The 24,882-nt window shown below is 62.5% G+C and carries 22 protein-coding genes; 10 read left to right on the forward strand and 12 right to left on the reverse strand.

The genetic code is table 11. From position 1 onward, the window contains the following. Nucleotides 1-271 precede the first annotated feature (271 nt). Together ACP7CJ_RS18645 and mrdA are read left to right on the forward strand one after the other, a co-directional pair. Nucleotides 272-652: a cupin domain-containing protein gene (locus ACP7CJ_RS18645; RefSeq protein ID WP_276197352.1), complete on the forward strand. Its 381-nt coding sequence runs from the start codon at nt 272-274 to the stop codon at nt 650-652. Nucleotides 653-873: 221 nt separating this feature from the next. Further along, entirely contained in the window at nt 874-2,766 is a 1,893-nt protein-coding gene (gene mrdA, locus ACP7CJ_RS18650) for a penicillin-binding protein 2 (RefSeq protein WP_276197353.1), read from the forward strand. Between the two features lies 1 nt (nt 2,767). Here mrdA and ACP7CJ_RS18655 read toward each other — a convergent pair whose 3' ends face one another. Further along, complete coding sequence (locus ACP7CJ_RS18655; protein WP_276197354.1) at nt 2,768-3,169, reverse strand: GFA family protein; 402 nt, start codon at nt 3,167-3,169, stop codon at nt 2,768-2,770. 98 nt (nt 3,170-3,267) lie between these two features. Between ACP7CJ_RS18655 and ACP7CJ_RS18660 the strand changes: the two genes are divergently transcribed. From ACP7CJ_RS18660 to ACP7CJ_RS18675, 4 genes are all read left to right on the forward strand, one after another. Next, on the forward strand, nt 3,268-3,741 hold the full coding sequence (locus ACP7CJ_RS18660; protein WP_247405812.1) for an SRPBCC family protein: 474 nt from the start codon (nt 3,268-3,270) through the stop codon (nt 3,739-3,741). A 93-nt stretch (nt 3,742-3,834) separates the two neighbouring features. Beyond that, complete coding sequence (locus tag ACP7CJ_RS18665; RefSeq protein WP_426101019.1) at nt 3,835-6,192, forward strand: DNA polymerase II; 2,358 nt, start codon at nt 3,835-3,837, stop codon at nt 6,190-6,192. Between the two features lie 78 nt (nt 6,193-6,270). After that, nucleotides 6,271-6,888, forward strand: a complete 618-nt coding sequence (locus tag ACP7CJ_RS18670; protein WP_426101021.1) for a glutathione S-transferase family protein — start codon at nt 6,271-6,273, stop codon at nt 6,886-6,888. A 180-nt stretch (nt 6,889-7,068) separates the two neighbouring features. Beyond that, the gene (locus ACP7CJ_RS18675; protein ID WP_247407823.1) at nt 7,069-7,653 is read left to right on the forward strand and encodes a DUF4174 domain-containing protein; all 585 of its coding nucleotides are present in this window, start codon (nt 7,069-7,071) and stop codon (nt 7,651-7,653) included. Nucleotides 7,654-7,656: 3 nt separating this feature from the next. Here the strand turns inward: ACP7CJ_RS18675 and ACP7CJ_RS18680 are convergent, their stop codons facing one another. After that, nucleotides 7,657-9,111: a mannose-1-phosphate guanylyltransferase/mannose-6-phosphate isomerase gene (locus tag ACP7CJ_RS18680; protein ID WP_426101023.1), complete on the reverse strand. Its 1,455-nt coding sequence runs from the start codon at nt 9,109-9,111 to the stop codon at nt 7,657-7,659. A 219-nt stretch (nt 9,112-9,330) separates the two neighbouring features. After that, on the reverse strand, nt 9,331-10,011 hold the full coding sequence (inhA, locus tag ACP7CJ_RS18685; RefSeq protein WP_426101025.1) for an isonitrile hydratase: 681 nt from the start codon (nt 10,009-10,011) through the stop codon (nt 9,331-9,333). Between the two features lie 89 nt (nt 10,012-10,100). Between inhA and ACP7CJ_RS18690 the strand changes: the two genes are divergently transcribed. Further along, entirely contained in the window at nt 10,101-11,069 is a 969-nt protein-coding gene (locus tag ACP7CJ_RS18690) for a GlxA family transcriptional regulator (RefSeq protein ID WP_276197360.1), read from the forward strand. Here the strand turns inward: ACP7CJ_RS18690 and ACP7CJ_RS18695 are convergent. Together ACP7CJ_RS18695 and ACP7CJ_RS18700 are read right to left on the reverse strand one after the other, a co-directional pair. Then, nucleotides 11,066-11,965 (reverse strand): alpha/beta fold hydrolase, encoded by a 900-nt coding sequence (locus ACP7CJ_RS18695; protein ID WP_426101027.1) that lies wholly within the window; start codon nt 11,963-11,965, stop codon nt 11,066-11,068. The two genes, ACP7CJ_RS18690 and ACP7CJ_RS18695, sit on opposite strands and share 4 nt — an antisense overlap. A gap of 143 nt (nt 11,966-12,108) precedes the next feature. Next, on the reverse strand, nt 12,109-13,935 hold the full coding sequence (locus ACP7CJ_RS18700; RefSeq protein WP_276197362.1) for a glycoside hydrolase family 15 protein: 1,827 nt from the start codon (nt 13,933-13,935) through the stop codon (nt 12,109-12,111). A 722-nt stretch (nt 13,936-14,657) separates the two neighbouring features. Here ACP7CJ_RS18700 and ACP7CJ_RS18705 point away from each other — a divergent pair. Both ACP7CJ_RS18705 and ACP7CJ_RS18710 read left to right on the forward strand, forming a co-directional pair. Further along, complete coding sequence (locus tag ACP7CJ_RS18705) at nt 14,658-15,425, forward strand: hypothetical protein (protein ID WP_426101029.1); 768 nt, start codon at nt 14,658-14,660, stop codon at nt 15,423-15,425. 171 nt (nt 15,426-15,596) lie between these two features. Continuing rightward, nucleotides 15,597-15,881 carry a hypothetical protein gene (locus ACP7CJ_RS18710; RefSeq protein WP_276197364.1) on the forward strand — a complete coding sequence of 95 codons (285 nt, stop codon included), beginning with the start codon at nt 15,597-15,599 and terminating at the stop codon, nt 15,879-15,881. A 98-nt stretch (nt 15,882-15,979) separates the two neighbouring features. On the opposite strand, the gene ACP7CJ_RS18715 is transcribed toward ACP7CJ_RS18710, so the two are convergent. Further along, a complete protein-coding gene (locus tag ACP7CJ_RS18715) occupies nt 15,980-17,131 on the reverse strand; it encodes an MFS transporter (RefSeq protein WP_276197365.1) in 1,152 nt (383 codons plus the stop codon). 352 nt (nt 17,132-17,483) lie between these two features. On the opposite strand from ACP7CJ_RS18715, the gene ACP7CJ_RS18720 reads away from it, so the two are divergent. Beyond that, on the forward strand, nt 17,484-18,488 hold the full coding sequence (locus ACP7CJ_RS18720) for a diaminopimelate epimerase (RefSeq protein WP_426101203.1): 1,005 nt from the start codon (nt 17,484-17,486) through the stop codon (nt 18,486-18,488). Between the two features lie 55 nt (nt 18,489-18,543). Here the strand turns inward: ACP7CJ_RS18720 and codA are convergent, their stop codons facing one another. The 6 genes from codA to ACP7CJ_RS18750 all read right to left on the reverse strand — a co-directional run bounded on the left by codA (nt 18,544) and on the right by ACP7CJ_RS18750 (nt 24,637). Further along, a complete protein-coding gene (codA, locus tag ACP7CJ_RS18725; RefSeq protein ID WP_426101031.1) occupies nt 18,544-19,779 on the reverse strand; it encodes a cytosine deaminase in 1,236 nt (411 codons plus the stop codon). A gap of 27 nt (nt 19,780-19,806) precedes the next feature. Further along, nucleotides 19,807-21,012, reverse strand: coding sequence for a PucR family transcriptional regulator (locus tag ACP7CJ_RS18730; protein WP_276197367.1), 1,206 nt, complete (start codon nt 21,010-21,012; stop codon nt 19,807-19,809). Continuing rightward, nucleotides 21,009-22,277: a cytosine permease gene (gene codB / locus ACP7CJ_RS18735; protein WP_276197368.1), complete on the reverse strand. Its 1,269-nt coding sequence runs from the start codon at nt 22,275-22,277 to the stop codon at nt 21,009-21,011. Before codB ends, ACP7CJ_RS18730 begins: the two co-directional genes overlap by 4 nt. A gap of 191 nt (nt 22,278-22,468) precedes the next feature. Further along, entirely contained in the window at nt 22,469-23,092 is a 624-nt protein-coding gene (locus tag ACP7CJ_RS18740) for an NUDIX hydrolase (RefSeq protein ID WP_426101033.1), read from the reverse strand. 31 nt (nt 23,093-23,123) lie between these two features. Beyond that, nucleotides 23,124-23,480: a 6-carboxytetrahydropterin synthase QueD gene (queD, locus tag ACP7CJ_RS18745; protein WP_201190933.1), complete on the reverse strand. Its 357-nt coding sequence runs from the start codon at nt 23,478-23,480 to the stop codon at nt 23,124-23,126. A 77-nt stretch (nt 23,481-23,557) separates the two neighbouring features. Beyond that, entirely contained in the window at nt 23,558-24,637 is a 1,080-nt protein-coding gene (locus ACP7CJ_RS18750; protein ID WP_276197370.1) for a patatin-like phospholipase family protein, read from the reverse strand. Between the last annotated feature and the right edge of the window lie 245 nt (nt 24,638-24,882).

Consider the following 24,882-nt stretch of genomic DNA (forward strand, 5'->3'; position numbering starts at 1 on the left):
CCGATGGTAGTGTGGGGTTTCCCCATGTGAGAGTAGGTCATCGTCAAGATTAAATTCCAGAACCCCTGTTTGCTTACGCAGACAGGGGTTTTGTTTGTCCGCTCGAAAAGTGCGAAGAGCGCCACTGCGGTGGTCTTCGGTGCGTCCTTGTCGTGGTTTAGTAACGGCTCTTTGAGTGTTTGTGCCGCGATCCTCAAACTGCAAGATCATACAAGAACGGTTGCCCCTTCCTTCGATAGTCTGACAACTCTCATCTACCAGAGGATTGGTCATGGCTCAGCAACAGCACTCAGCACAACCTGTAAATCTCGCGCAAAAAGCTTCACTCATCAGTGAACAGTGGAGCCCAAGAGTCGTAGCCGAGATGAACGACTACCAGTTCAAGGTTGTACGCATCGAAGGCGAGTTCATCTGGCACTCACATCCAGAAACCGACGAGGCGTTTCTCGTGCTTGAAGGGACACTGCGTATCGACCTTCCGGAAGGTCCCGTGTATGTGGCGCCGGGGGAGTTGTATGTCGTTCCTCGCGGAATAGAACACCGGACGGCCGCCGAAGGCGAAGCCAAACTGATGATGATCGAACCTCGCGGCATCTTGAACACCGGCCATGAAGGGGGAGACCGCACCGCCATGAACGACCAGTGGATCTGAAATCCATCCTGCTGTTCCAGGCCACCGTCGCCATCTGGCAACAGTGGCCTCGTCCCCCGACGCTCGGTACCGCCTGCACCACACGACCCTTCCAGGCTACCGTTTGGGAAATCGATGCAAAGTGTTTCTGCATTTTTGCTATGGTGCAGCACATTTTCACAAGGATTGATCTTTCATCCGCAGGACGCGGCGTCGACCTTTTTCAACGAGATGCTGTAGAAATGCCTGAACCGATACCGATCAAAGACCACGAAAACGAAAACCGCCTGGTCAACAAACGCCTGTTCGCCTGCGCCTTGTTGGTGATCGGCATCACCTGTGCCCTGGTGGGCCGCCTGTATTTCCTACAGGTGGTGCAATTCGACTATCACTCGACGATTTCTGAAAACAACCGTGTCCACGTACTGCCCATCACGCCGACTCGTGGCTTGATCTATGACCGCAACGGCGTTGTGCTGGCTGACAACCGCCCAAGCTACAACCTGATCATCACCCGCGAGCGCACCACCGACCTCAAGGGCGAGCTGGACGAGATCGTCAGTCTGCTGCACCTACCGGCAGAAGACCGCGCCGTGTTCGACAAGGCGCTGAAGCAGGCGCGGCATCCTTTTGTGCCGGTTACGTTGTTTTATGAGCTGACCGAAGAACAGATCGCCGAACTCGCCGTCAATGAGTTCCGTCTGCCCGGCGTAGACGTCGAACCGCAATTCGTTCGCCACTATCCCCTGGGCGCGCACTTCGCTCACTCCATCGGTTACGTTGGCCGCATCAACGAAAAAGAATCCAAGACCCTCGACTCGGTGGAGTACCGCGGCACGCAGTCCATCGGTAAGACTGGCATCGAGCGGTTCTACGAGTCAGAGCTGCATGGCCATGTCGGCTATGAAGAAGTCGAGACCAACGCCCAGGGACGCGTACTGCGCGTGCTCAAGCATACCGACCCGATCCCCGGCAAAAACATCGTGCTGAGCCTCGACGTCAAACTCCAGGAAGCGGCTGAAGAAGCCTTGGGCGATCGCCGTGGCTCGGTGGTAGCACTCGACCCGCAAACCGGCGAAGTACTGGCTATGGTCAGCAAGCCCAGCTTCGACCCCAACCTGTTCGTCACCGGCATCAGCTTCAAGGAATATGCGGCCCTGCATGATTCTATCGACCGTCCGCTGTTCAACCGCGTCCTGCGCGGTCTCTATGCGCCGGGCTCGACCATCAAGCCGGAAGTGGCCATCGCGGGTCTCGACAGCGGGGTAGTGACCGCCCAGACCCGTGTGTTCGACCCCGGTTACTACCAATTGCCCGACTTTGACCACAAATACCGCAACTGGAACCACAGCGGTGATGGTTGGGTGGATATGGACGCGGCCATCATGCGCTCCAACGACACCTATTTTTACGACCTGGCCCACAAGCTGGGCATCGACCGCCTGCATGACTACCTGGCCGAATTTGGCCTCGGCCAGAAAGTCTCCCTGGACATGTTCGAAGAGTCAGCTGGCCTGATGCCGTCCCAGGCCTGGAAGCGCGCGACGCGGCGTCAACCCTGGTTCCCGGGCGAAACGGTGATCCTCGGCATCGGCCAGGGTTATATGCAGGTCACGCCGCTGCAATTGGCCCAGGCCACCGCGTTGATTGCCAATAAAGGCGTGTGGAATCGACCGCGCTTGGCCAAGACTATCAACGGTGTGGCGCCAGTGGACGAGCACCCGATGCCCAACGTGGTCCTCAAGGACCCGCGTGACTGGGAACAGGTCAACCACGGGATGCAACTGGTGATGCACGACCCCCGCGGGATCGCTCGGGCGGCCGCGCAGGGTGCTCAATACCGGATTGCCGGCAAGAGTGGTACCGCGCAGGTGGTGGCGATCAAGCAGGGTGAGCGCTACAACCGCGACAAAACCTTGGAGCGCCACCGTGACAACGCGCTGTTTGTCGGGTTTGCGCCGGCGGAGCACCCTCAAATCGTGATTTCGGTGATGATCGAAAACGGCGAGGCCGGTGGCCGCGTCGCAGGCCCGGTGGTGCGCCAGATCATGGACGCCTGGCTGCTCGACCACGAAGGCCACCTGAAGCCGCAATATGCGACGCCGAGCAAGGCCCCCGGCGATCCCCACGTCTGACTCACACCTGCCATTCGTCCCACTGCTCCACGCCCTCATGTGCCAGCCACGGCACATCATGGGCCGTCCAGATATGCGCGGTGGGCCTGACACCCGGATCATCGTCCAGCGTCGCCACCCGCACAATCACATGGGGCTGATGCCCACGCTCGGCCATCAGATGTGAGCCACAGCGTGAGCAGAAACGCCTGAATTTGCCTGGCGAAGATTCGAAGGCCGCCAACAGTTCCTCGCCCTGCGTCCAGCGAAAATGTTCACGCATCACGCCGGCGGTGCTCACAAACGCCGCCGCATGCACCTTGCGACAGCTATCGCAGTGGCAGTGGCTGATGGGCATGTCCAGGCTGTCCACCTGGTAGCGCACGGCTTTACAGAAGCAACTTCCATTCAACGGGTCAGTCATAACCTATGGCCGGGTCAACGATGGGGGCATCATCATCGCGCAGAACCCAAGGTTGCGCATTGGTCGATGTCGCCTACTGTCAATGGAGGAGGTGACGTATGCACGTATCAGATCGAATCGAACGGAAAGTCCTACTGAACGCTCCACGCAAAAAGGTGTGGGAGGCGCTCACCGATGCCGAGCAATTCGGCCGCTGGTTTGGCATCGCCCTCAAGGGCAAGACCTTTGTCGCCGGGGAAACGATCGAAGCGCCGATCACTTACCCAGGTTACGAACACGTGATCTGGAAGGCCAGGATCGAACACATCTTGCCGCAGACGCGGTTTTCGTTCTCGTGGCACCCCTTCGCCGTAGAAAAAGGCATCGACTACGACAAGGAAACACCGACGCTGGTGGAGTTCACCGTTGAAGACCGCGCCCCGGGCATTTTGCTGCGGGTCGTTGAATCCGGCTTCGACACAGTGCCCGAAGCCCGCCGCCTGAAAGCCTTCAAAATGAATTCCCGCGGATGGGACGAGCAAATGCGCAATATCGAAGGCTACCTGAGCCACTTCCACCAAGGCATCGCCTGAGGCGATTGCGCGCTGTGCGCGCGTTAACGTGCCGCGTTTGGCCGGATGCCGGGTAGAATCACGCCCTGAAAGTGATTCCTGAGGTGCGGCACGGTGGATTTACAGCAGGGTTTTGTCCTGACCCGGCATTGGCGCGATACCCCGGCGGGGACGCAGGTCAGTTTCTGGCTGGCCACCGACCAGGGGCCGAGGTTTATCCGCCTCCCCGTGCAAAGCTCGGTGATGTTCATCCCCGAAGCCCATCGCAAACCGCTGGATTGGCTGCTCAAGGGCGAGCGCGATGTCGAATTGCGCCCGCTGGAGCTGTGCGATTTCCATCACCGCAAGGTCTTGGGCCTCTACACCCGCCAGCATCGGCAACTGATGGACCTGGAAAAGCGCCTGCGCGCCGCCGGTGTCGATGTCTACGAAGGTGACGTGCGCCCGCCCGAGCGTTACATGATGGAGCGTTTCATCACCGCCCCCGTGTGGTTCGACGGCACGCCCGACGCCACGGGCGCGCTGCTCGACGCGCAGATGAAACCCGCGCCCGACTATCGCCCGCCGCTCAAGCTGGTGTCCCTGGACATCGAGACCACCGCCCAGGGTGATCTGTATTCCATCGCCCTCGAAGGCTGCGGCGAGCGCCAGGTGTACATGCTCGGCCCGCCGAACAAAACCGATGCGGTGGACTTCAAACTCGACTATTGCGACACCCGCGGCCAATTGCTCGAGCGCCTCAACCAATGGCTCGCCACGCATGACCCCGACGCGATCATCGGCTGGAATGTGGTGCAGTTCGACCTGCGCGTGCTCCACGAACACGCCCAGCGTCTCAACGTGCCACTCTTGCTCGGCCGGGGCGATGAGCCCATGGCCTGGCGCGAGCACGGCAGCCGCAATCATTACTTCGCGGCCGCGGCGGGGCGGCTGATCATCGACGGTATCGAAGCGCTGCGCTCGGCCACCTGGAGTTTTGAATCCTTCAGCCTGGAAAACGTCGCGCAAACCCTACTCGGCGAAGGCAAGGACATCTCCACGCCCTACCAGCGCATGGATGAAATCAACCGCATGTTCGCCGAGGACAAGCCGGCCCTGGCGCGTTACAACCTCAAGGACTGCGAGCTGGTCACGCGGATTTTCGAGAAGACCGAGCTGCTCAAGTTCCTGCTGGAACGGGCCAGCGTCACCGGCTTGCCGGCCGACCGCAACGGTGGCTCCGTGGCCGCATTCACTCACCTGTACCTGCCGCTGATGCACCGCCAAGGCTTCGTCGCGCCGAACCTGGGCGACAAACCGCCCCAGGCCAGCCCCGGCGGATTTGTCATGGATTCACGCCCCGGCCTCTACGAATCGGTGTTGGTGCTGGACTACAAAAGCCTCTACCCGTCGATTATCCGCAGCTTCCTGATCGACCCCGTGGGCCTGATCGAAGGCCTCGAGCACCCCGATGACAGCGAGTCGGTGGAAGGCTTTCGCGGCGCCCGGTTTTCCCGCACCCGGCACTGCCTGCCGGCCATTGTTGCGCGCATCTCCGAAGGTCGCGAAGAGGCTAAGCGCGAACGCAATGCGCCGTTGTCCCAAGCGCTGAAAATCATCATGAACGCCTTCTACGGCGTCCTCGGTTCCAGCGGTTGCCGGTTCTTCGATACGCGCCTGGCGTCGTCGATCACCCTGCGCGGCCATCAGATCATGCGCCAGACCCGCGAACTGGTCGAAGCCCAGGGCTATGAAGTGATCTACGGCGACACCGATTCCACCTTCGTCTGGCTCGGTGGCGCGCACTCCCAGGAGGACGCCAGCCGCATCGGCCAGGCGCTGGTGCAACACGTCAACGATTGGTGGCGCGCGCATTTGCACACTGCATTCGGCCTGCACAGCGCCCTGGAGTTGCAATACGAAACCCACTTCACGCGCTTCCTCATGCCGACCATTCGCGGCGCCGAGGAGGGCAGCAAGAAGCGTTACGCCGGCTTGGTGGTGCGCGGCGACGGCAGCGAAGAGATGGTCTACAAGGGCCTGGAAACCGTGCGCAGCGACTGGTCGCCCCTGGCCCGGCAATTCCAGCAGGAGCTCTACCATCGTATCTTCCACCGCCAGCCCTATCAGGATTACGTGCGCGACTACGTGCGGCGCACCTTGAGCGGCGAATTCGACGAGCTGCTGATCTACCGCAAGCGCCTGCGCCGGCGGTTGGACGACTACGAGCGCAACGTCCCGCCGCACGTGCGCGCTGCGCGCCTGGCCGACGACTACAACGACCGCATGAACCGCCCGCGCCAGTACCAGCGCGGTGGCTGGATCAGCTACGTGATCAGCGTCAACGGCCCGGAACCGCTGGAAGTGCGCCAGGCACCGATCGACTATGACCACTACGTCACCCGGCAATTGCAGCCAGTGGCCGATGCGATCCTGCCGTTTGTGAATGACGACTTCGGCACCCTGGTCGGCGGGCAAATGGGCCTGTTCTAAACTATTTGCCTCGCGCGGGTGAGCGTCTACGCTGTTGGCGTGCTCGGCAATTGCTACGTGATACCAAGGAGGTCCCCCATGTACACGCTCTACGGCACCGACGACTCCGGCTCATGCATGATCGAAATTGCCCTGCAGCGTTGCGCGGTGCCATGGCATCGGGTAGACGCCAGTTCCTGGCAGGACGGCGAGGGCAGCGAAGCGCTCGCGCGTATCAACCCGCTCAAACAGATCCCCACGCTGGTGACCCCCGATGGCCAGGTGCTGACGGAAAGCGCGGCGATTCTGATCCACCTGGGCCTGGAATTCCCCGCCGCCGATCTACTCGCCGACAACCGTGCGCAGATCCTCCGCGGCCTGGTGTACATCGCCGCCAATTGCTACTCGGCAATCGGCATCATCGACTACCCGACGCGCTGGCTGGGCGACGCCGATGAGGCCGCGCAAGCACAATTGATCAGCGGCACGCGCCACTACCTGCACCGGGCCTGGTTGGTGTTCGCCGATCAGTTTGCCGACCAATTGTTCGCCGCCGATCAGCAGCCGAATGCCCTGGGCATCATGGCGGCGGCGGTGTCGCGCTGGGATGCGGCGCGAGAGGCGTTGCACGCCTCGCGGTCGGCGTTTGCGCAGACCCTGGACAGGGTGGATGCCGATCCGCTCGTGGCGCCTGTGTTTGCTCGGCATTGGCCGTAGTGGGAGGTCTCTTAATATTTCGGCAACCAAAAGAAACAATGGCCGCCAAACCGACCCAATCCCTTGCGTAGCAGGTGTCCTGGCCTACGCTTTCTCAAGGTGGTGTAGGAATCATCCTTGAATTTGGCTGTCGCAGACATGAAACTCAAGAACCCTGCATGGAATTCAAAGGAGGTGCGCATGCTCATCCGGTCGCTGACCCTGGCTACCTTGATGGCTTTTACGGGGCCGCTGTTGGCTGCTGCTGATATCAACCCGCTCAAGCAGGATTTGGGCAAGGCCCGACCGCTGGTGGTGGTGGAGCTTGATTCCGGCAATGAAACATTGGTCAAGCTCAAGAAACAGCTGGACGAGCCTGCCACCAAGCAGTCCTTTGAAGAGCGCGGCATGGTGTTGTACACCGTGAAGTTTGGCAGCATCGGTGCCGAAGGGGAGAAGTTCGCCAAGGACCCCAAGGACAACAAGAAGCTCACACCGCCTGAAACCAACGCGCTGATCCGCGCCCTCAAATTAGGCGCCGGCAGCGGCACCAAAGTGATCCTGGTAGGCAAGGATGGTGAGAAGAAAGTTGAGAAGACCGTGCCACCGGATGCCCTCGACTTGAAGGACTTCTTCAGCGCAATCGATCAGATGCCGATGGCCGAGAAAGAAGCCGCCGCCGCTGCAGAGCCCGAACCTGTCGCACCCGCTCCGGCCAAGGGCGCCAAGCCCGCCAAGCCGGCGAAACCTGGCAGCAAACCGGCCCCTCAGCCATTGGATGACTGAGGCCTATCCTTCTGCGGGCGCGCGCCCGTAGATATCGTCAAAGCGCACAATGTCGTCTTCGCCCAGGTACTCGCCGCTCTGCACCTCGATCATCACCAACTCGATGATGCCGGGGTTGGTGAGGCGGTGTTTGTGCCCGGCCGGAATGTAGGTGGACTCGTTGGCGTTGATCAGAAATTCCCGCTCGCCATTGGTGATCTGTGCGGTACCGCTGACCACCACCCAGTGTTCGCTGCGGTGGTGATGCATCTGCAACGACAGTGACGCCAGCGGCTTGACCACAATGCGCTTGATCTTGAAGCGCGCACTTTCCTCCAGCACGGTGTAGGTGCCCCATGGTCGCGTCACTGTGCGGTGCAGGTTGTACGCCGGATGGTTCTGGCGCTTGAGCTCGGCCACGATGTGGCGCACATCCTGGCTGCGATTGGCATCGGCGATCAGCAGGGCGTCGGCGGTGTCGACGATGATCAGATCGCGCACGCCCACCGCGCCGAGTACGCGCTTGGGCGAGTCGATGTAGCAGTTGTGTACGTCATGCAGAATCGCTTCGCCATTGACCTGGTTGCCCTGGGCATCGCTGGGGGTGAGCTGGCGCAGGGCTTCCCAGGAGCCGATATCGCTCCAGCCGATGTCGCAGGGCACCACGGCCACCTGCGCGGACTTCTCCATCAGCGCCACGTCGATGGACAGGTCCGGTGCGCTGCCGAAGCCTTCGGCATCCAGTTCACGCTGGCGCGAGGTTGTATTCTGCAAACTCTGGCTGTGCGCCAGCGCAGCCTTGGCGGCCGCCATCACCTGCGGGGCATGGGTGGTCAGCTCGTTCACCAGGGTGCTGGCCTTGAAGCAGAATATGCCGGCGTTCCACAGGTGCTTGCCGCCGTCGAGGTAGCCTTGCGCGGTGGCCAGGTCGGGTTTTTCGACAAAGCGGTTGACCCGGTTTCCCGCCCCCAGCGCGGCACCTTGTTCGATATAGCCGAAGCCGGTTTCGGGGCGATCAGGCTCAATACCGAAGGTCACCAGATGGCCGGCTTCGGCCAGTTCGCGGGCCTGGCTCACGGCCACGGCAAACGCGGTTTCATTGAGGATCAAATGGTCGGCGGGCATCACCAGCAACTGGGCATCGTCGCCAAAGTGCTCCTGCACATGCAGCGCCGCCACGGCAATCGCCGCTGCCGTGTTGCGGCCGAAGGGCTCCAGCAACAAGTCCAGGGGCAGCTGGGCCTTGTTCACCAGACGGTAGTCATCCAGGGTGCGAAACAGCAGGTCACGGTTGGTGACGGTGAGCACGTTTTCCACACCGGGCAGGCGGCTGGCGCGCAGGAAGGTTTTCTGCAGCAGGCTCTGGCCATCGCGCATGTGCATGAACGGCTTGGGCATGTTCTGCCGGGACACTGGCCACAGTCGGGTGCCCGAACCGCCGGAAATGATGCAGGGAATTAATCCGTCGTGGGTATTCATCAATGGACTTCTTGGGTGGAAAGGACGGCCCACGCCTTTGGGATCAAGCCTGATCGCAATCGCGGTGACCCGCATCATCGGCGACTAGCCGCGCAGCGGCAACTGCGACGTGTTGAGCATCAGGATGCCGTCCACGTCGCTGAAACGCTGTGCGAGAGCGCGGCGTCGAAGAGCGGGTTGCCGTTCAGCGCGACCGCCCACGACGAACATCGGCCAGTGTCAACCCAGTCGAGCGGCCGCCCGCGCAGTGATCTCGCTCCGGACCTTGCGCGACTCGGCCGTGCGCTTGTTGGCTTCTTCCAGCACAGATATGGGCGCGGTATCCGGCCGGCCTGAATCGAACGGCGGCGCCGGTGCGTATTCGATCTGCAACTGCACCAGTTGCGCGGTCGCTTCGTCGTACAGCTCAGCCGCCAGGGTTAGGGCGAAGTCGATCCCTGCAGTAATCCCGCCGCCAGTGAACAGGTTGCCGTCACGCACCACGCGTGCTTGTACCGGGATGGCGCCGAGCGGGGCGAGCAGGTCGTGGTACGCCCAATGGGTGGTGGCCTTGCGACCGCGCAGCAAGCCGGCCGCACCGAGCACCAGCGAACCGGTACACACTGAGGTGACATAACGCGCGGTGAGCGCCTGGGCCCTGAGGAAGTCGAGGGTTTGCGGGTCTTCCATCAACGGGCCGACGCCACTGCCGCCGGGGACGCAGAGCACATCCAGGGTCGGGCAGTCGGCGTAAGTCATGGTCGGCGTGAACACCAATCCGGTGCTGGACGTGACCGGCGCGAGGTCTTTCCACACCAGATGCAATTTCACATCCGGCAGCGAACCCAACACGTCATAGGGGCCGGTGAGGTCCAGTTGTTGGATGCCGGGGAACATCAGAAAACCGATCTGCAAGGACATGAACGAAGCTCCGATAAAGGGTGGACGGCTTCACTCTAGAGGCCTAGGCTTTGGCGAATACGCCATTGAACCCACACATCACGCCAATCATGCCTCGACTCATTCACGTACTCGCTTTTGATAATGCCCAAGTGCTCGATGTGACCGGGCCCTTGCAGGTGTTCGCGTCCGCCAACGACCTGGCGCGCCAGCGCGGTGCGCCGTTGCCCTACGCGGTCGCGGTGATCGCCGCCCAGACGGCGCCGGTGATGACCTCCGCCGGCCTGGCGCTGGTGGCCGAGCCGTTGCCGGCCGTCGACACGCCTTGCGACACCCTGATCATCGCCGGTGGCTGGGGCGTGTACGGCGCCGCCGAAGACCCGGCGCTGGTGGACTGGGTGCGCGAAAAAGCCCGGCACACCCGGCGTATGGCGTCGGTGTGTACCGGGGCTTTTTTGCTGGCGGCCAGTGGCTTGCTTGACGGTTGCCGCGTGGCGACCCACTGGACGCGCTGTGAAGAACTGGCGCGCAAATTCCCGGCGCTGACGGTGGAGTCCAACCCGATTTTCATCCAGCAGGGTGCGGTGTGGACGTCGGCCGGTGTGACCGCCGGTATCGACCTGTGCCTGGCCCTGGTGGAAGAAGACCTGGGCCGTGCCGTGGCGCTGGAAGTGGCGCGGCACCTGGTGGTGTTCCTCAAGCGTCCCGGGGGGCAATCGCAATTCAGCGTGACCTTGTCATTGCAAAAAGGCGACAGCCGCTTCGCCGAGTTGCACGCGTGGATCGCGGAACACCTGACCCTCGACCTGACCCTCGCCACCCTGGCCGCCCAGGCCGGCATGAGCGAGCGCAGCTTCGTGCGCCATTACCGCGCCGAAACCGGCCAGACCCCCGCGCGTGCCGTCGAGTTGATCCGCGTCGAAACCGCCCGCCGGCAACTGGCGGACAGCAGCGCATCGATCAAACGCATCGCCGTGCAGTGCGGGTTCGGCTGCGAAGAGACCTTGCGGCGCAGCTTCCTGCGGGTCTTGTCAGTGACGCCGCAGGCCTATCGCGAGCGCTTTTCGCCAGTGGCCTAGGCGAGCAGTTCCAGGAGCGCCGCAAGGGTCGCTTGCGGCGCTTCCTGAGGAATATTGTGGCCCACGCCGGGCAGCACCTGCCGCCGATAGACGCCGCTGAAGTGCTGCGCATCGTCATTCTCCAGCGGCGGCGGGCCCACGCCATCGTCGGCGCCGCACAGCGAAATCGTCGGCACCGTGATCGTCGGTTGCAGCGCCAGCGCCTGTTCGATGGACGCCAGTGCGGGATCGCCCGGCGCGTACATGAAGCGGTGACGGTAGGAGTGAATCACCACGTCGACAAAGTCCGGGTTATCGAACGATGGCGCGCTTTGGCCGTACAGGCTTGGCCCTGCGGCCCAGGAGGGCGACCACAGTGACCACAGCAATTGGCAAAACGCCCGGCGATTGGCGATCAACCCATCCACGCCACGCTGGGTGTGGAAGTAGAACTGGTACCACAACCGATGCTCCGTTTCCGGCGGCCTGGGTTCGAGAGACTTGGCAATGTCCTGGATGTTATAGCCATCGCCGCTCACCAACCCGCGCACCCGTTCCGGCCACAGCGCCGCGACAATACACGCAGCACGCCCGCCCCAGTCATAACCCGCGAGGGTAGCCCGCGGGATACTCAGCGCATCCATGAAGTCCAACAGGTCCTTGGCCAACGCCGCCTGTTGCCCGGAGCGCATCACCTGCGCGTTGATAAACCGCGTCGGGCCATAGCCGCGCAGGTACGGCACCAACACCCGGTAACCACGCTCGGCCAGGGCCGGGGCGATGTCGTCGTAGCCGCGAGGGTCGTAGGGGAAGCCATGCAGCAGGATCACCGGCTCACCGCTGACGGGGCCGTGGGCTTCATATGCCACATCGAGCATAGAGGTGCGTATGTGAAGCAGCGGAGGGGCGATGCGCATGGTGGGCTCCTGTCGGCTGGGCAATGACTGCTGATGAAACTAGTGCCGATCCGCTAAAGCCACAAGTAGGATCAAGTGTGTCCTGCATTCAGGTTGCCTGACCCACCGCCATCGCGGCCTCGCGGGAGCTCGATGGGTGGTGTTCAAGGCTGCCACACCGTCTTCTCGCCGCTCAATTTGCGGTCCAGAAACGTCGCCGCGCTGATCAGCGCCAAATGGCTCAATGCCTGAGGCATATTGCCCAAGTGCCGCGCCTGGTTGTCGAACTCTTCGGCGTACAACCCCAGCGGGTTGGCATACCGCAGCAACTGTTCAAACTCCAGATGCGCCTTTTCCACCTGCCCGGCGCGGGCCAGGCATTCGACGTACCAGAACGAGCAGGCGGCAAACGCGCCTTCGGTGCCTTGCAGGCCGTCGATCTGGCTGTCGTCGTTGCGATAGCGATAGACCATGCCGTCGCGCACCAGGCTTTTCTGGATCGCTGCGAGGGTCGAGAGCCAGCGCGGATCGGTGGCGGCGACGAAGCGCACCAGCGGCATGAGCAGCATCGAACCGTCCAGCGCGGTGCTGCCGGTATGCTGCACAAAGTGCCCGCGTTCTTCGTTCCAGAAGTTACCCCAGATATCCGCGTAGATCGCCTGGCGCGTCTGGTCCCAGCGCGCGAACGGCGCCGGCAACGAGCGCTTGGACGCCAGGCGAATCGCACGGTCCAGCGCGACCCAGCACATCAGCCGCGAGTGCAGGAAGTGATGCTGCTCGCCGCGCATTTCCCAGATACCCACGTCTTTGCGGTTCCAGATATCGCAGACCTGATCCGCGAGTTCTACCGTGTGTTTCCAGCCTTCGTGGGAAATGGCTTCGCCGTATTTGTTGACCAGGTAAACCGCGTCCATCAACTCGCCGTAGATGTCCAGTTGAACCTGGTCGAACGCCTCGTTGCCGATACGCACCGGCGTCGCGCCGCCATGCCCGCGCAAGTGCGTCAGTTGGGCTTCCGGCAGTTCCTGGCGGCCGTCGATGCCATACAGGATGTTGATCTTGGCGGGCTGGTCGCAGCAGTCGCTGACCCGGCCTCTGAGCCAGCGCATGTAGTGATTGGCTTCTTCGACAAAACCCAGGCGCATGAAGGCGTAGACGGTGAACGAGGCGTCGCGGATCCAGGTGTAGCGGTAGTCCCAGTTGCGCTCGCCGCCGGGCGATTCCGGCAGGCCGAAGGTGGCGGCGGCGATGATCGCGCCATGTTTGCGCGAGGTCAAAAGTTTCAGGGCCAGGGCCGAGCGGTTGACCATTTCGCGCCAGCGCCCACGGTAGTTCGATTGCGCGATCCAGCCACGCCAGAATTTCAAGCTATGCGCCAGCGCCAGGTCGGTGCAACGGCTGTCGACGCGCGGGTCGTCTTGCCCGCCGAGGACGAATTCGGCGCCTTCTTCCTGGGCCAGGACGAAGCTGGCCACTGCGGCGTTGTCGTCGATCTGCATGGGGTGGCTGCTCGACAGGCGCAGGCCGGGCTGGCCGTCGGCGGCGAAACACACGGTGCCGTTGTCGAGGCTGGCGTGGGTGGGCGTGCGCGCATAGTCGTGACGCACGGCGCAGCGCAGGTGAATCGTCACCCGGCCGCTGACCGCACGCACGCGGCGAATCAACAGGGGCAGGTCGTCGACCTCCTCACTGATGGTCAAAAAGTCAGTGATTTCCACCACGGCGTCATCGCTGAGCCAGCGGGTTTGCAGCACGTTGGTGTCAGGCAGGTAGATCTGCTCGCGGCGGGCGTTGGGCAGGTCCGGCGTCAGCTGGAAAATGCCGGCGTCGGGGGTGTCGAGCAGCGCGCAGAAAATCGAGGGGCTGTCGAATTCCGGCCAGCAGAAAAAGTCGATGCTGCCCTTGTCGTTCACCAATGCGGCACTGCGCATGTCGCCGATGATGCCGTGGGCATCGATGGCGCTCTGAGGCTCGTTCTTGAAATCAACCATTGCCGCGATACTCCGGGAAAAGGCGCAAGCCGCCCTCGACAAACAAGGTGCTGCCGGAACGGGCAGCGGTGACCTGAGCGACTTGTTGCTCCAGCGAGAGATGCATCAGCTACCCACCTTTGAGTTGCGTTCAGTTAGCTGACTGGCAAGGCACCGCACAAGTTCACGTAAAAAAGCCCGTCAGCCCAGCCGGCTGGCATTCGCCGATTGAGCGCGCGCTTGATGACTGAGCTTTTACGCCTACCCCCGGCGAGCCGGAGGGTATCTCCTACACTCTGTCGCCGGTCAGAGCCCGGCTCGGTGTGCTTTGAGGTAGAAGCTCTTCGAGCTCACGTATCCCGTTCGGCAACGTCATTTACCCAGCCACGCTGATTGTTCAGATTTCTGAGCCTAGGCACTTTTGCGCTGCCTGACCGGGTCGGGCGGCGACGGTGCGGGTTGCGCCGAAATCGCTTGGGAGGGGGATGAGTTCCTTATCCCGGCAGATGCTCTTCCTACCCGGCAGTTGGAAACTTTCAGCTCTCTCAGGAACCGACTCCCACAGTTCTGCCACACAGGATAAGCCTGCTTCCGCTGGTTTCCTTCACGATTTGTCGATCGTCGGGCGGCTGGGACGGTGAGGTAAGGCGTCTGATCAAACCGAACTGGAGAACTAAATGTCGGTATCAGTATTCCATCAGTCTGTCGCTCATTCCTCTGATGAGAAGTCTCTCAGAGGCTCCATGTCCAATGCCGAGCGGTCTACGACCTCGTCTGCCAGCCAGAGCTTGTTCTGGGATTCGTATCACTTCGGCTCGGCATTCGGCAGCGCGCCGTCACGCCCGCACCTTGGCCACGGTCATTTTAACCCGGGGCCGCCGCCACGTCCGCTGCCTGATGGTGTGTGCCCGAACCCAGGCCCACCTCCGCGCCCGACTCCCGAGCGGCCGGACCCGTATTATTCGAAGCAAAGCAATCAACAACTGGCCCAGGCGCTGCTGACCAATTATGGCGCGTTCAAGGGTGGACAGTATTCGCGGCAAGTCACGCGCGAAAGCCTGCAAAAGATGGCAGATCAATTGCCGGTGGACGCCAATGTTCGTCTGGCGAAGGAACTGCTGCGGCGTCCCGATCTGATTCGGGCGCTCGATCGAAACATGAGTACCGGTGCTTCGGATGGCCGCTTGTCCAGGGAGGATATTCTGAGCGTCATTCGTTCCGATAACCCCTTTAAACTCAAAGATGACAAAGAACTGGTCAAAGAAATGCTCGGCCATTTCGAAGAGTTGAAGAGGAAAGGCCGGGGCAACAGCATCACGCTCGACAAACTCGAAGAACTTGCGAAGCAACCGTTGACGGGCAATCCGGCCACTGACCATCTCATCGAATTGGTCAAGGAAGTCATGTCCCGTTCGATTCTGCAGGGGCGGATGGATAATGTTGACGAGTGGCAGCGTGACGGCAAGGTTTCGCGACGCGAATTGCTGCAACTGCTGCAACAACTGCGTTAACTCTGGCACAGCCGAATGCCGCGTCACCCGCGGCATAGGTTGGCAAGCGTGTTGAGCAGGAAGCACCACTTCAACCAGGCAGGAACCGCTTGCGAGGTTTTACCACGAGGACATTGCCGTCAGCCGTTGAATGGCTATCGGTGTCTTCATCTACCGAATCAGGTGTGGACGATGAATCCGACATCATTTGAATCTCAACCCTCCCAGTACACTGTTGCGACCTTGGCGATTCCTGCACGGGAAGCAGGAGCCCAAAGCAAATCCCGTTCGCAGGCGCTCAACCTCACGTCGTCGCCGAAGTTCAGCTTCAGGGCGCCCACTGCCGAAGATTTCGATAAAGGTTCTCGAGCGTTCATGGAAGAACCGGTGTCCAGCCCTGTGCTTTCAACGCTCGCCGGTTTATGGAGCAAGTTGTCCTGTCGTCCCGCCAATGACGCCGACCGGCATTTAGGCTAGCCGTTGTAACGTGCTGCCTGGGAAAACGATAAGGCAGAGAAAAAGCGATCAGGCGTGCATGAGCTACTTGAAGGATTCAGGCCGCTCATGTCTTTTGTTCATACCCGCAGTATTTTGCCGCTGACCGCCACCGCGGCCAGCAATCCCCCGATCAGCAGGAAGGCGGTCGCCAGGCTGCTCCCGTGGGCAATGAAGCCGATCACCGCAGGCCCGGCCAGAATGCCGGCATACCCGAGGGTGGTGATGGCCGGCACGGCAATGTGTTCCGGCATGACGGTCTGTTTGCCGACCGCGGAGTAGAGCACCGGGACGATATTTGAGCAGCCGGCGCCGACCAATGCGTAGCCCAGCAGAGACATTTCCCAGGCTGGCGACAGGGTGGCGAGGAAGATCCCGGCCGCCGCCAGCGCCCCGCCTGCGACGATCACCCGCGCAGCCCCCAGTCGACGGACAATCCGGTCACCGCTCAGGCGCCCGGCGGTCATGGTCAGGGCAAAGGCCGCATAACCCAGGCCGGCATAGGCTTCATCCAGGCCGCGTTCAGCGCTGAGGAACACTGCACTCCAGTCGAGCACGGCGCCTTCGGCCAAAAATACGATAAAACACAAGCAACCGATAAACAGCACCACGCCATGGGGAATGGCGAACGGCGGCCCTGAGCTTTCACTGCCGTAGGGCAACAAATGCGGGCCGGCCTTGAGCAGCGCCAGCGCCATGATGATGATCACCACCAGCGTCGCCTGCAGCGGCGAAAACCCCAACCCCAGCAGCCCGGAGACCCCCGCTGCGCCGACGATGCCGCCCAGGCTGAACAACCCATGGAAGCCCGACATCATGGTTTTGCCGCTGGCGCGCTCAACGATCACCGCTTGCAGGTTGACCGTGGAATCAACCGTGCCCAGGCCCGCGCCGAACAGGAACAGAGCGGCGATCAGCAACGGGATCGAACTGACGGTGGCCAGCATGGGCAGGGCCAGACAGAGCAGGATCGTCCCGGCGCTCAGTACGCGCCGGCAACCATAACGAGAGGCCAGTGCGCCGGCCATCGGCATGGCGATGATTGACCCGACGCCCAGGCACAACAGCAACAGGCCCAGGGTGCCCTCGTTGAGTTGGGCGCGGGCCTTGGCATACGGCACCAGCGGTGCCCAGGCAGCGATGCTGAAGCCGGCGATGAAGAAGGCGATACGGGTCGACATTTGCTCCAGCCGCCCGGGAACCACGGGCGCTGGGGTGGGGATGGCAGTCATGGAAAATCCTTGGTTTTGCGTTCAGCGAACGATGTCCGGCGCGACATCCTTGCACATCAAGCCCCAGCGAGCGAGCCAGGTTCGCGCGGGGTTCACGCCGACTGCAGATTTTATTTTTTCCATCACGGAACGCTCTGGACGCTCGCAGCCACTTAGAGGTCATCGCGCTGTAGGAGGTGTTCTGGAAGGTGCGTAATCCCCGTGAGAATTGCTGAACCCCAGGCCTCTTGCGGTGGATGACGCACCTTCCAGACCACTTCCCACACGTCGACCGTTCTGTAATACGCTGCTGCTTCTGTGTGCTGGTGACTTGACGGACGAAGCGATGAAGGACTTTCAGGCAGGCGACAACATGACCCGGTTCTACGATGCCCGCGGCAACATCTATGGAGTAGTCAGCCCGGCCTGTTTGCGCCGCCACGGTGTCGAGGTGCCCGACAATGCGGCCCTCGCGGCGAGCAGGCGGGACGCGTGGGCACTGCCGGCGATTGCCGCCGAATGTGGCTGGGGGCCTTCGCCGCGTCCGGCCGGTGCCAAGGCGCACCGGTGTGATGGGTTGTTGGTGGGACCGTTTCAGGCGGCGCCGCCGTTTGATCTGTTGATCGTCAACACGGACGGCTCTCTCGCGGAACGCAGTGGCAATGGTCTGACCATCTTTGCCCAGGCGCTGAGCGATCAGGGTTTGATGACGCAGGGCTGCGAGCTACGGGTGCATCACGACAAACAGGATGCGAGGTCGCCGCTGGCGACTTTTGTAGAGCCGGCGCTGTACGAGCAGGTTCGCGGGTTCTGGCTGGCCTTGGGGCAGCCGGCGTTCGGCCCGCTGGCGGTCGGCGCGGTGGGCGTAGACCCGCTTGTCGCCCAGGGTTGTGCGTTCAGCCATGTGCCCGCGCTGGCGGCAATCAACCCGCAATGGACGCGCAGCCAGTTTGTCCGGGTGGGCAACCCCCATTGTGTGACGTTGGTGACGCAGGCCGCTGCACTGCCGGACAATCAGCCGATGCACCAGCCCGCGCTGTTCGAGTCATTGCAGGCGATTGCGTTTGCGCCACCTGCCGGGCGTGGCCAGCCCTGCGTGGCCGGGGTCAATTTGCAATGGGCCGCCCGGGCGTCCGGCAACCGAGTACTCGCGCGGGTATTCGAGCGGGGAGAGGGGCCGACGGCATCCTCCGGGACCAGCGCCTGTGCGGTGGCGTGCGCGGCGTGGCGCGCGGGTTGGGTCGAGGGCGCGGAGGTCGCGGTGGTGATGCCGGGCGGTACGGTGCCGGTTCGGCTGCAGACCCAGGCTGAGACAGTGCTGAGCGTCAGCCTGTTCGGGGCTGCACGGCCGCAGATCGAGGCAGGGCCGCGCGGCTGATCGATTCGAGTCGCAAACACCGCGTACTCGATTCGATCGTCGGCCCCCCGGCGATCTACAAAAACTCTACCTGCGCCGGCTGGCGCTTCATCAATACCTTGCCGTTGCGGATCGAGTACAGCGCCTGGCCCTGGCTGCGAATCACCTCGTAGTCGCTGTCTGCCGAAAGGATCAACAGGTTGGCCGGCCGGCCGGGCTCCAGGCCGTAGCGATCACCGAGGGCCATGGCCTTGGCGCTGTTGTCCGTGACCAGGTCCAGCGCGCTTTGCAGGTTGCGGTAACCGAGCATGTGGCAGATGTGCAACCCGGCTTCGAGCACCCGCAGGATGTTGCCGTTGCCCAGGGGGTACCACGGATCGACGATGGAGTCCTGGCCGAAGCACACGTTCATGCCGGCTTCCAGCAGCTCGTTGACGCGGGTCACGCCGCGCCGTTTCGGGAAGCTGTCGAAGCGCCCTTGCAGGTGAATGCTTTCGGTGGGGCAGGAGACAAAGCTGATACCCGAATGCCCGAGCAGGCGGAACAGTTTGGCGCAGTAGGCGTTGTCGTAGGAGCCCATGGCCGTGGTGTGGCTGGCGGTGACGCGGGCGCCCATGCCGCGGCTGCGGGCTTCTTCGGCCAGCACTTCGAGGAAGCGCGAGTGCGGGTCGTCGGTTTCGTCGCAGTGAACGTCCACCAGGCAACCGCTGCGTTCGGCCAGGTCCATCAGGAACTTCACCGAACTCACGCCCTGGTCGCGGGTGTATTCAAAGTGGGGGATGCCGCCGATCACGTCGGCGCCCAGGCGAATGGCTTCCGCCATCAACTCGCGGCCATTGCGGTACGACTCGATGCCCTCCTGGGGAAAGGCGACGATTTGCAGGTCGATCAGGTGTGTACTGTCCTCGCGCACTTCGAGCATGGCTTTGAGCGCGGTGAGGTTCGGGTCGGTGACGTCGACGTGGGTGCGCACGTGCTGGATGCCGTGGGCGGCGAGGGCCTGGATGGTTTTTTTGGCGCGCGCTTTGGTGTCTTCGTGGGTGATGGTGGCTTTACGTTCGCCCCAGCACTCGATCCCTTCGAACAGGGTGCCGCTCATGTTCCAGCGCGGTTCGCCGGCGGTGAGGGTGGCGTCGAGGTGGATGTGCGGTTCGACGAAGGGCGGTATCACCAGGTTGCCGGCGGCGTCCAGGTCGTCGGGCGCTGCGGTGGGCGCTGTCGTTTGCGGCGTGATGCTGGCGATCCGGCCGTGTTCCAGGTGCAGATCATGCAGGCCTTCACGGTTGCGTAGGCGGGCGTTGATGATGTGCATGGGCAAGTTCCTCTTGGCTAAAAACAATCAGGCTGACAGCCGCCAGATCATCAGCGCGATGCCGATGTCCAGGCGGTCATATGAATCATCCAGCTTCAGCCCGCACAGGGCCTCGATGCGCTGGACGCGGTGCGTCAGGGTATTGCGGTGTACGGCCAGGCGCTGGGCGGCAGCCACAAGGTTACCATTCTCGTGGAACCAGGCTTCGAGGGTCGGCATCAGGCTCGGCCCATGGTGCAGGTCGTGACGTAGCAGCGGGCCCAGGCGTTCATTGAGAAACTGGTCGAGCAGCGCGCGATCGCGCACGCCGCTGAGCAGCTTCAATACGCCGAGTTCGTCATACACGCACAGCCCGGCGCGCTCGCTGAAGCGCCGCGCAGCGGCCAACGCCTGGCGCGCTTCATCCTGAGCCTGGGCCAGGCGCGCGGGCGGGTGGGCGGCGGCGCTCAGGCCGATAAACAGTTTCAGCGGCGCCAGGCGCAGGTTCAGCGGCTTCAACCAACCGGCCAGTTGCTCACGGTTAGCCAGCGCCGCGACGGCATCGGCGGCCGGCAGCAGCAACGTCCATTGCCCGGCTCGCCCGAGTACCGGCACCGAGGCCGACAACTGCCGCAAGCGCCGGGTAATGCTGTCGTGTTGCCGAGCCAACTGCGCTTCCATGTACGCGGCCTCACCCTGGGTAAATAACGCGTCGCTGCCCTCCAACTGCAACTGCACGATTTGCCACTGGCCGGCCAGGGGCATACCCAACTGTGCGGCGCGGTGCAGCAGCAGATCCAATGATTGATAGTCACCGGCCAGCAACCGCTCCAGCACATCGTGCCGCGAGCGGCCCAATTGCTCCGAATGGATCAACGCTGAACCGATCGCCTGGGTCACCAGCACCATTTTCAGCGAGTAAGGCTGTTCGATCAGCGGCATGTCGGCGGCTTCGGCCGCCTCCAGCAAGCGCTGGGGAATCGCCTGGATATAGGCCGGCCCGGTGAGAATCACCAACCCGGCCACCTGACGCAGGCAGGCTTCCTCCAGCAGTTGCAGCAAGTTGGCCTCGTCCCGTGGGTGATTGATACCGGTGACGAACACCAGTTCGCCGCCCAGCACCCACTCGGCGATGCCACTGTTTTCCGCGACATACGGCCAGCGCACGGCATTCTCCAGACCCGCCGCCCCGGCGCGCAGGCACAGAGACTCGAGCCCCGGCAGGGCGAGCACATCGGCGATGGTCAGGCTCATGCCTGTGCGTCAGCCAACGCTGTCCGCCCGCGCAGTACGGCGGTGAGCGCCATGTAGGTCAGCGACGCGGCCACGATCCCCACCAACGGTGCCACCCAGGGCGAATTGAACGCCAGTACGGTGCCCACGGCGTAGGCCGTCAGCCCCGGCCAGTTGAACGCGGGCAGGCGCGCATCGGCCAGGCGCGGGTAGTGGCCGCGATAGCGATAGAAGAAGTCCGCCATGATCACCCCGCCAATCGGTGGAATCACCGTGCCCAGCAGGATCAGGTACGGCACCAGCATGTCGTACATGCCGAGCAACGCCAGCAGCGTGCCGATCACCGCACCGGCCAGGGTGACTGTCTTGCGGCGGCGGGTGCGCAGCAGGTTGCAACCGGCCACGGCGAAGTTGTAGATGGTGTTGTCCTGAGTGCTCCAGATATTGAGCAGCAACATGGCCATCGCGGCCATGGCAAAGCCTTGCAGCAGCAACACCTCCACCACGTCGGGTTGTTGATAGACGATGGCGCCATAGGCCCCGATCAGCACCATTAAGCCGTTGCCGACAAAGAAACCGATCAGGCTGGCGAGCACCGCGACCTTGGCCGAGCGGGAAAAACGCGTCCAGTTGGTCGCCTGGGTCGCGCCGCTGACAAAGGTGCCGAACACCAACGTGATCGCCGTCGACAAGTCCAGCTCTGACGTTGGCACCACCGCCAGCAACCCCTGCAGCCCGCCGACTTTCACCGTGGCGACCCACATCGACAGGCACAACAGAATGCCCATGGCCGGCACGGCGATGTAGGACAAAATCTCCAGCCCGCGATACCCCACGTAGGCCGTGGCGCAGAACAGCAGGCCAAACACCACCATCAGCGCCAGCACGTTGCCCTGGCTCAGCTCGAAATATTTGCCCAACACCACGGCGGCCGTAGCGGTGCCCCAGGCGTACCAGCCGATCTGGGTGAAACCGAGGATCAAATCACTGAGCTTGCTGCCGACTTCGCCAAAACAGAAGCGCCCCATCAACACCGAGTTCAGGCCGCTCTTGAATGCGATGTAACCCAAGCCTGCGGCATAAATGCCCAACAGCAGGTTACCCAAGGCCACGACGCCGAGCATGTCGACGAAACTGAACGCCACGCCCAGCTTGCCGCCGGCAAACATGGTTGCGGTAAAAAAGGTAAAGCCCAGCAGCACCATGGCGGTGGACGCCAGGCCCTTGCGCGCATGCATCGGGACTTCGCTGAGGGGGTAATCGTTACCTGGTTCTTGCTGCGTCATGTGCCTTGCTCCCTGAATGAGTGACGCAGGCCTGTTGCACCGCGCGTGCCAATTGAGCAGCAGTGACGGGCGCACGGTGGGCGTTGTGCAGTGTGCACAGGTTTTATCGCCAAACAGGGGCGGAGCACGGGCGGGAGTGGTCGCGGTGCCCAATCGGGCACGAAAGCGGTGCAGCGGTGATACACATTGGATCAGTCGAACAGCGTCTGCGTGGTCTCGCCGCGATGAAACGCAAAGGCCGCCTCAAGATCACTTTCGATGGTGCGCCCACGGGACAGCGGCGGCAGGTTGTCGAGGGCGAAAAACCCCACCTCGGTGGTTTCGAACCCGGCCGTCGGCGCCAGTTGGTCGACCCGTTCACACAGGAAATACAGTTTGTAGAAGTCCCGCACATCTGCGCGGTACAAGCCCTTGGCCTTGTGCGTGACGCTATAGAGCGCCCGCGCCGTCACCGTCAGCCCAGCTTCCTCGCGGATTTCCTTGATGATGTTTTCCGCCGCCGACAAACCGATATCGGCATAACCCCCCGGCAGCGCCCAGCAACCATCGGTCGCCTCGCGCACCAGCAGAATGCGCTCGCCGTCGATCACCGCGCCGCGTACATCGATCATCGGCGTCGAGTAGCGCTGGGCGAAATCCGAGACCAGCCCGGTGATGCGCTCCAGCGGCACATTGCCCAATTGCGCGAGCATGCTGTGGGCGATCTCGGCAATTTCCTCCAGGCGCTCGCGTTCGAAGTCGTCGGTGCAAAAATGCAGCCCCGTGGAAGCCAATGCCTGTAAGCGTTTGGCCTGGGCCAGCCAGGTGTTTTCCATAGGGCGCTCCGACAGGGCGTTGACGTGAGGTTTACTCGCCGTGATAGATGCAGCCGCTGGTGCAGGTTTCATGGATGCGAATCGCGCTGAGTTCGGGCAGCAGGGGTTTCAATTCGGTCCAGATCCACTTGGCCAGTACTTCGCTGGTGGGGTTTTCCAGGCCGGGGATGTCGTTCAGGTAGTTGTGGTCGAGGCGTTCATAGAGCGGCTTGAAAATCGCCTTGATCTCCGAGAAGTCGCGAATCCAGCCGGTATGGGGGTCCAGGTCGCCGCTCAGGTGGATCGCCACCTTGAACGAATGCCCATGCAGGCGCCCGCACTTGTGGCCGTCTGGCACGTGGGGCAGGCGGTGGGCGGATTCGAATGTAAATTCCTTGAAGATTTCCACAGTATTTTTCAGCTCGGTCAGGTTTCTGGCAGGCGGCGAGTTTAACAGCTACATCGCGCCTCGCGCATACCGCTGGGTCAAAGCGCCTGCAAGCGCTCGCCCAGGCCACCCTGGTCGGCCAGTTGCAGAAACTCATCGCCCAGGCGCCGGCTCTCGCTCATTGCGGTTTGCCAGTACTTGTTGCGACTCGCGTCATCGCCCAGAAAGCGCTTGAAGTCGCTGCGGTCCGGCAGTTTGCCGTGGGGCAGGCGGGCCAGGTAGTCCTTCGACGGTGCCAGCAGCAACACGTCCTGCAAGCCTTGTTGATTGCTGCGTCGCCACGGCAGGCCCTTGTCGAACCAGCCGGGGATGACGCGGTCGGTGAAGTGCGGGTACAGCACGATGTCATCGCCGTGGTAGGGCAGGTCGAGGTGGTAATCCAGCAGGCCGCCGTCGCGGTAGGTGCCCGCGCCAGCGCCAGGCAGGTCGCGCACGCCTTGCATCACCATGGGGATCGAGCCGGACGCCAGCAGCGCCTGGCGCAGGTTGCCCAGGTTCAGGTCGAGGAAGCGCGACGGGAAATCCTGCAGCGCATGCACTGGCGGCGCCTGGCGTGGGTCATGGATGATCAGCCGTTCGAAATGCCGCGCCAGCCGTGCGCGGCCGCGCAGGTTGTCGGCAATCACCGACGACAAGCCCAGGCCCAGGCGCCCGCGGTGATCGTCGGCGAGCAGGCCGTGGCTCTTGACCACCATGATGTTCAGCCGATAGTCGGGGTTGTCCAGCACCCGCGCATCGCGTCCAGCCAGCAGGTCATCGAGCATGCGCCGGCAGCTCTGGCTGACCTCGGCCATGGTCACGCCTTTGGCAAAGCGTTGCTCGTTGTACAGGCGGCCGAGGTCGAGCAAGCCTTGCACCGGGTCGGGCAGGCAGGCGCTGGCAAACCGCCAGGAACCGATGGAGGCACCGATCAGCGCACGTTCGCGCGGCGCGCGGGGCAGCCAGTCGCCGAACAGCGCCAGGTCCAGGCCCTGAATGCCCAAGGCCTTGGGCCCGCCTGCCGCACCGGGAAGGATACCGACATCGGCAGGCGTGAGGCCTTGCTCTCGAATGCGCGCAAAGGCGCGCTTGCCGGCCTTGAGTGTCAGGGCGGGAAACTTGATGTGGATGGCTGTCATACCGGTCTCTGTTGAAGCGAGCAGGGCAGTATAGAAAATCTTGCACGATGAGGGAAAACGGCTGGCTTGAATTGCCATGGTGGCAATTCAGTTTCAGTTAAGTTGCCACGGTTACGTTGGTGCGGTGTAGGACATTCAACCGGAAATGGAGGCTTACGTGAAAACCCTCACGATTTTGTTCTCCACCCGTATCATTGCCCCATTGCCTATTTGGGCCACGCCCGTAACCGGGCCACCCTCAAGGA

Source organism: Pseudomonas sp. PSPC3-2 (assembly GCF_049897085.1).
GTDB classification, from domain to species: domain Bacteria; phylum Pseudomonadota; class Gammaproteobacteria; order Pseudomonadales; family Pseudomonadaceae; genus Aquipseudomonas; species Aquipseudomonas paraveronii.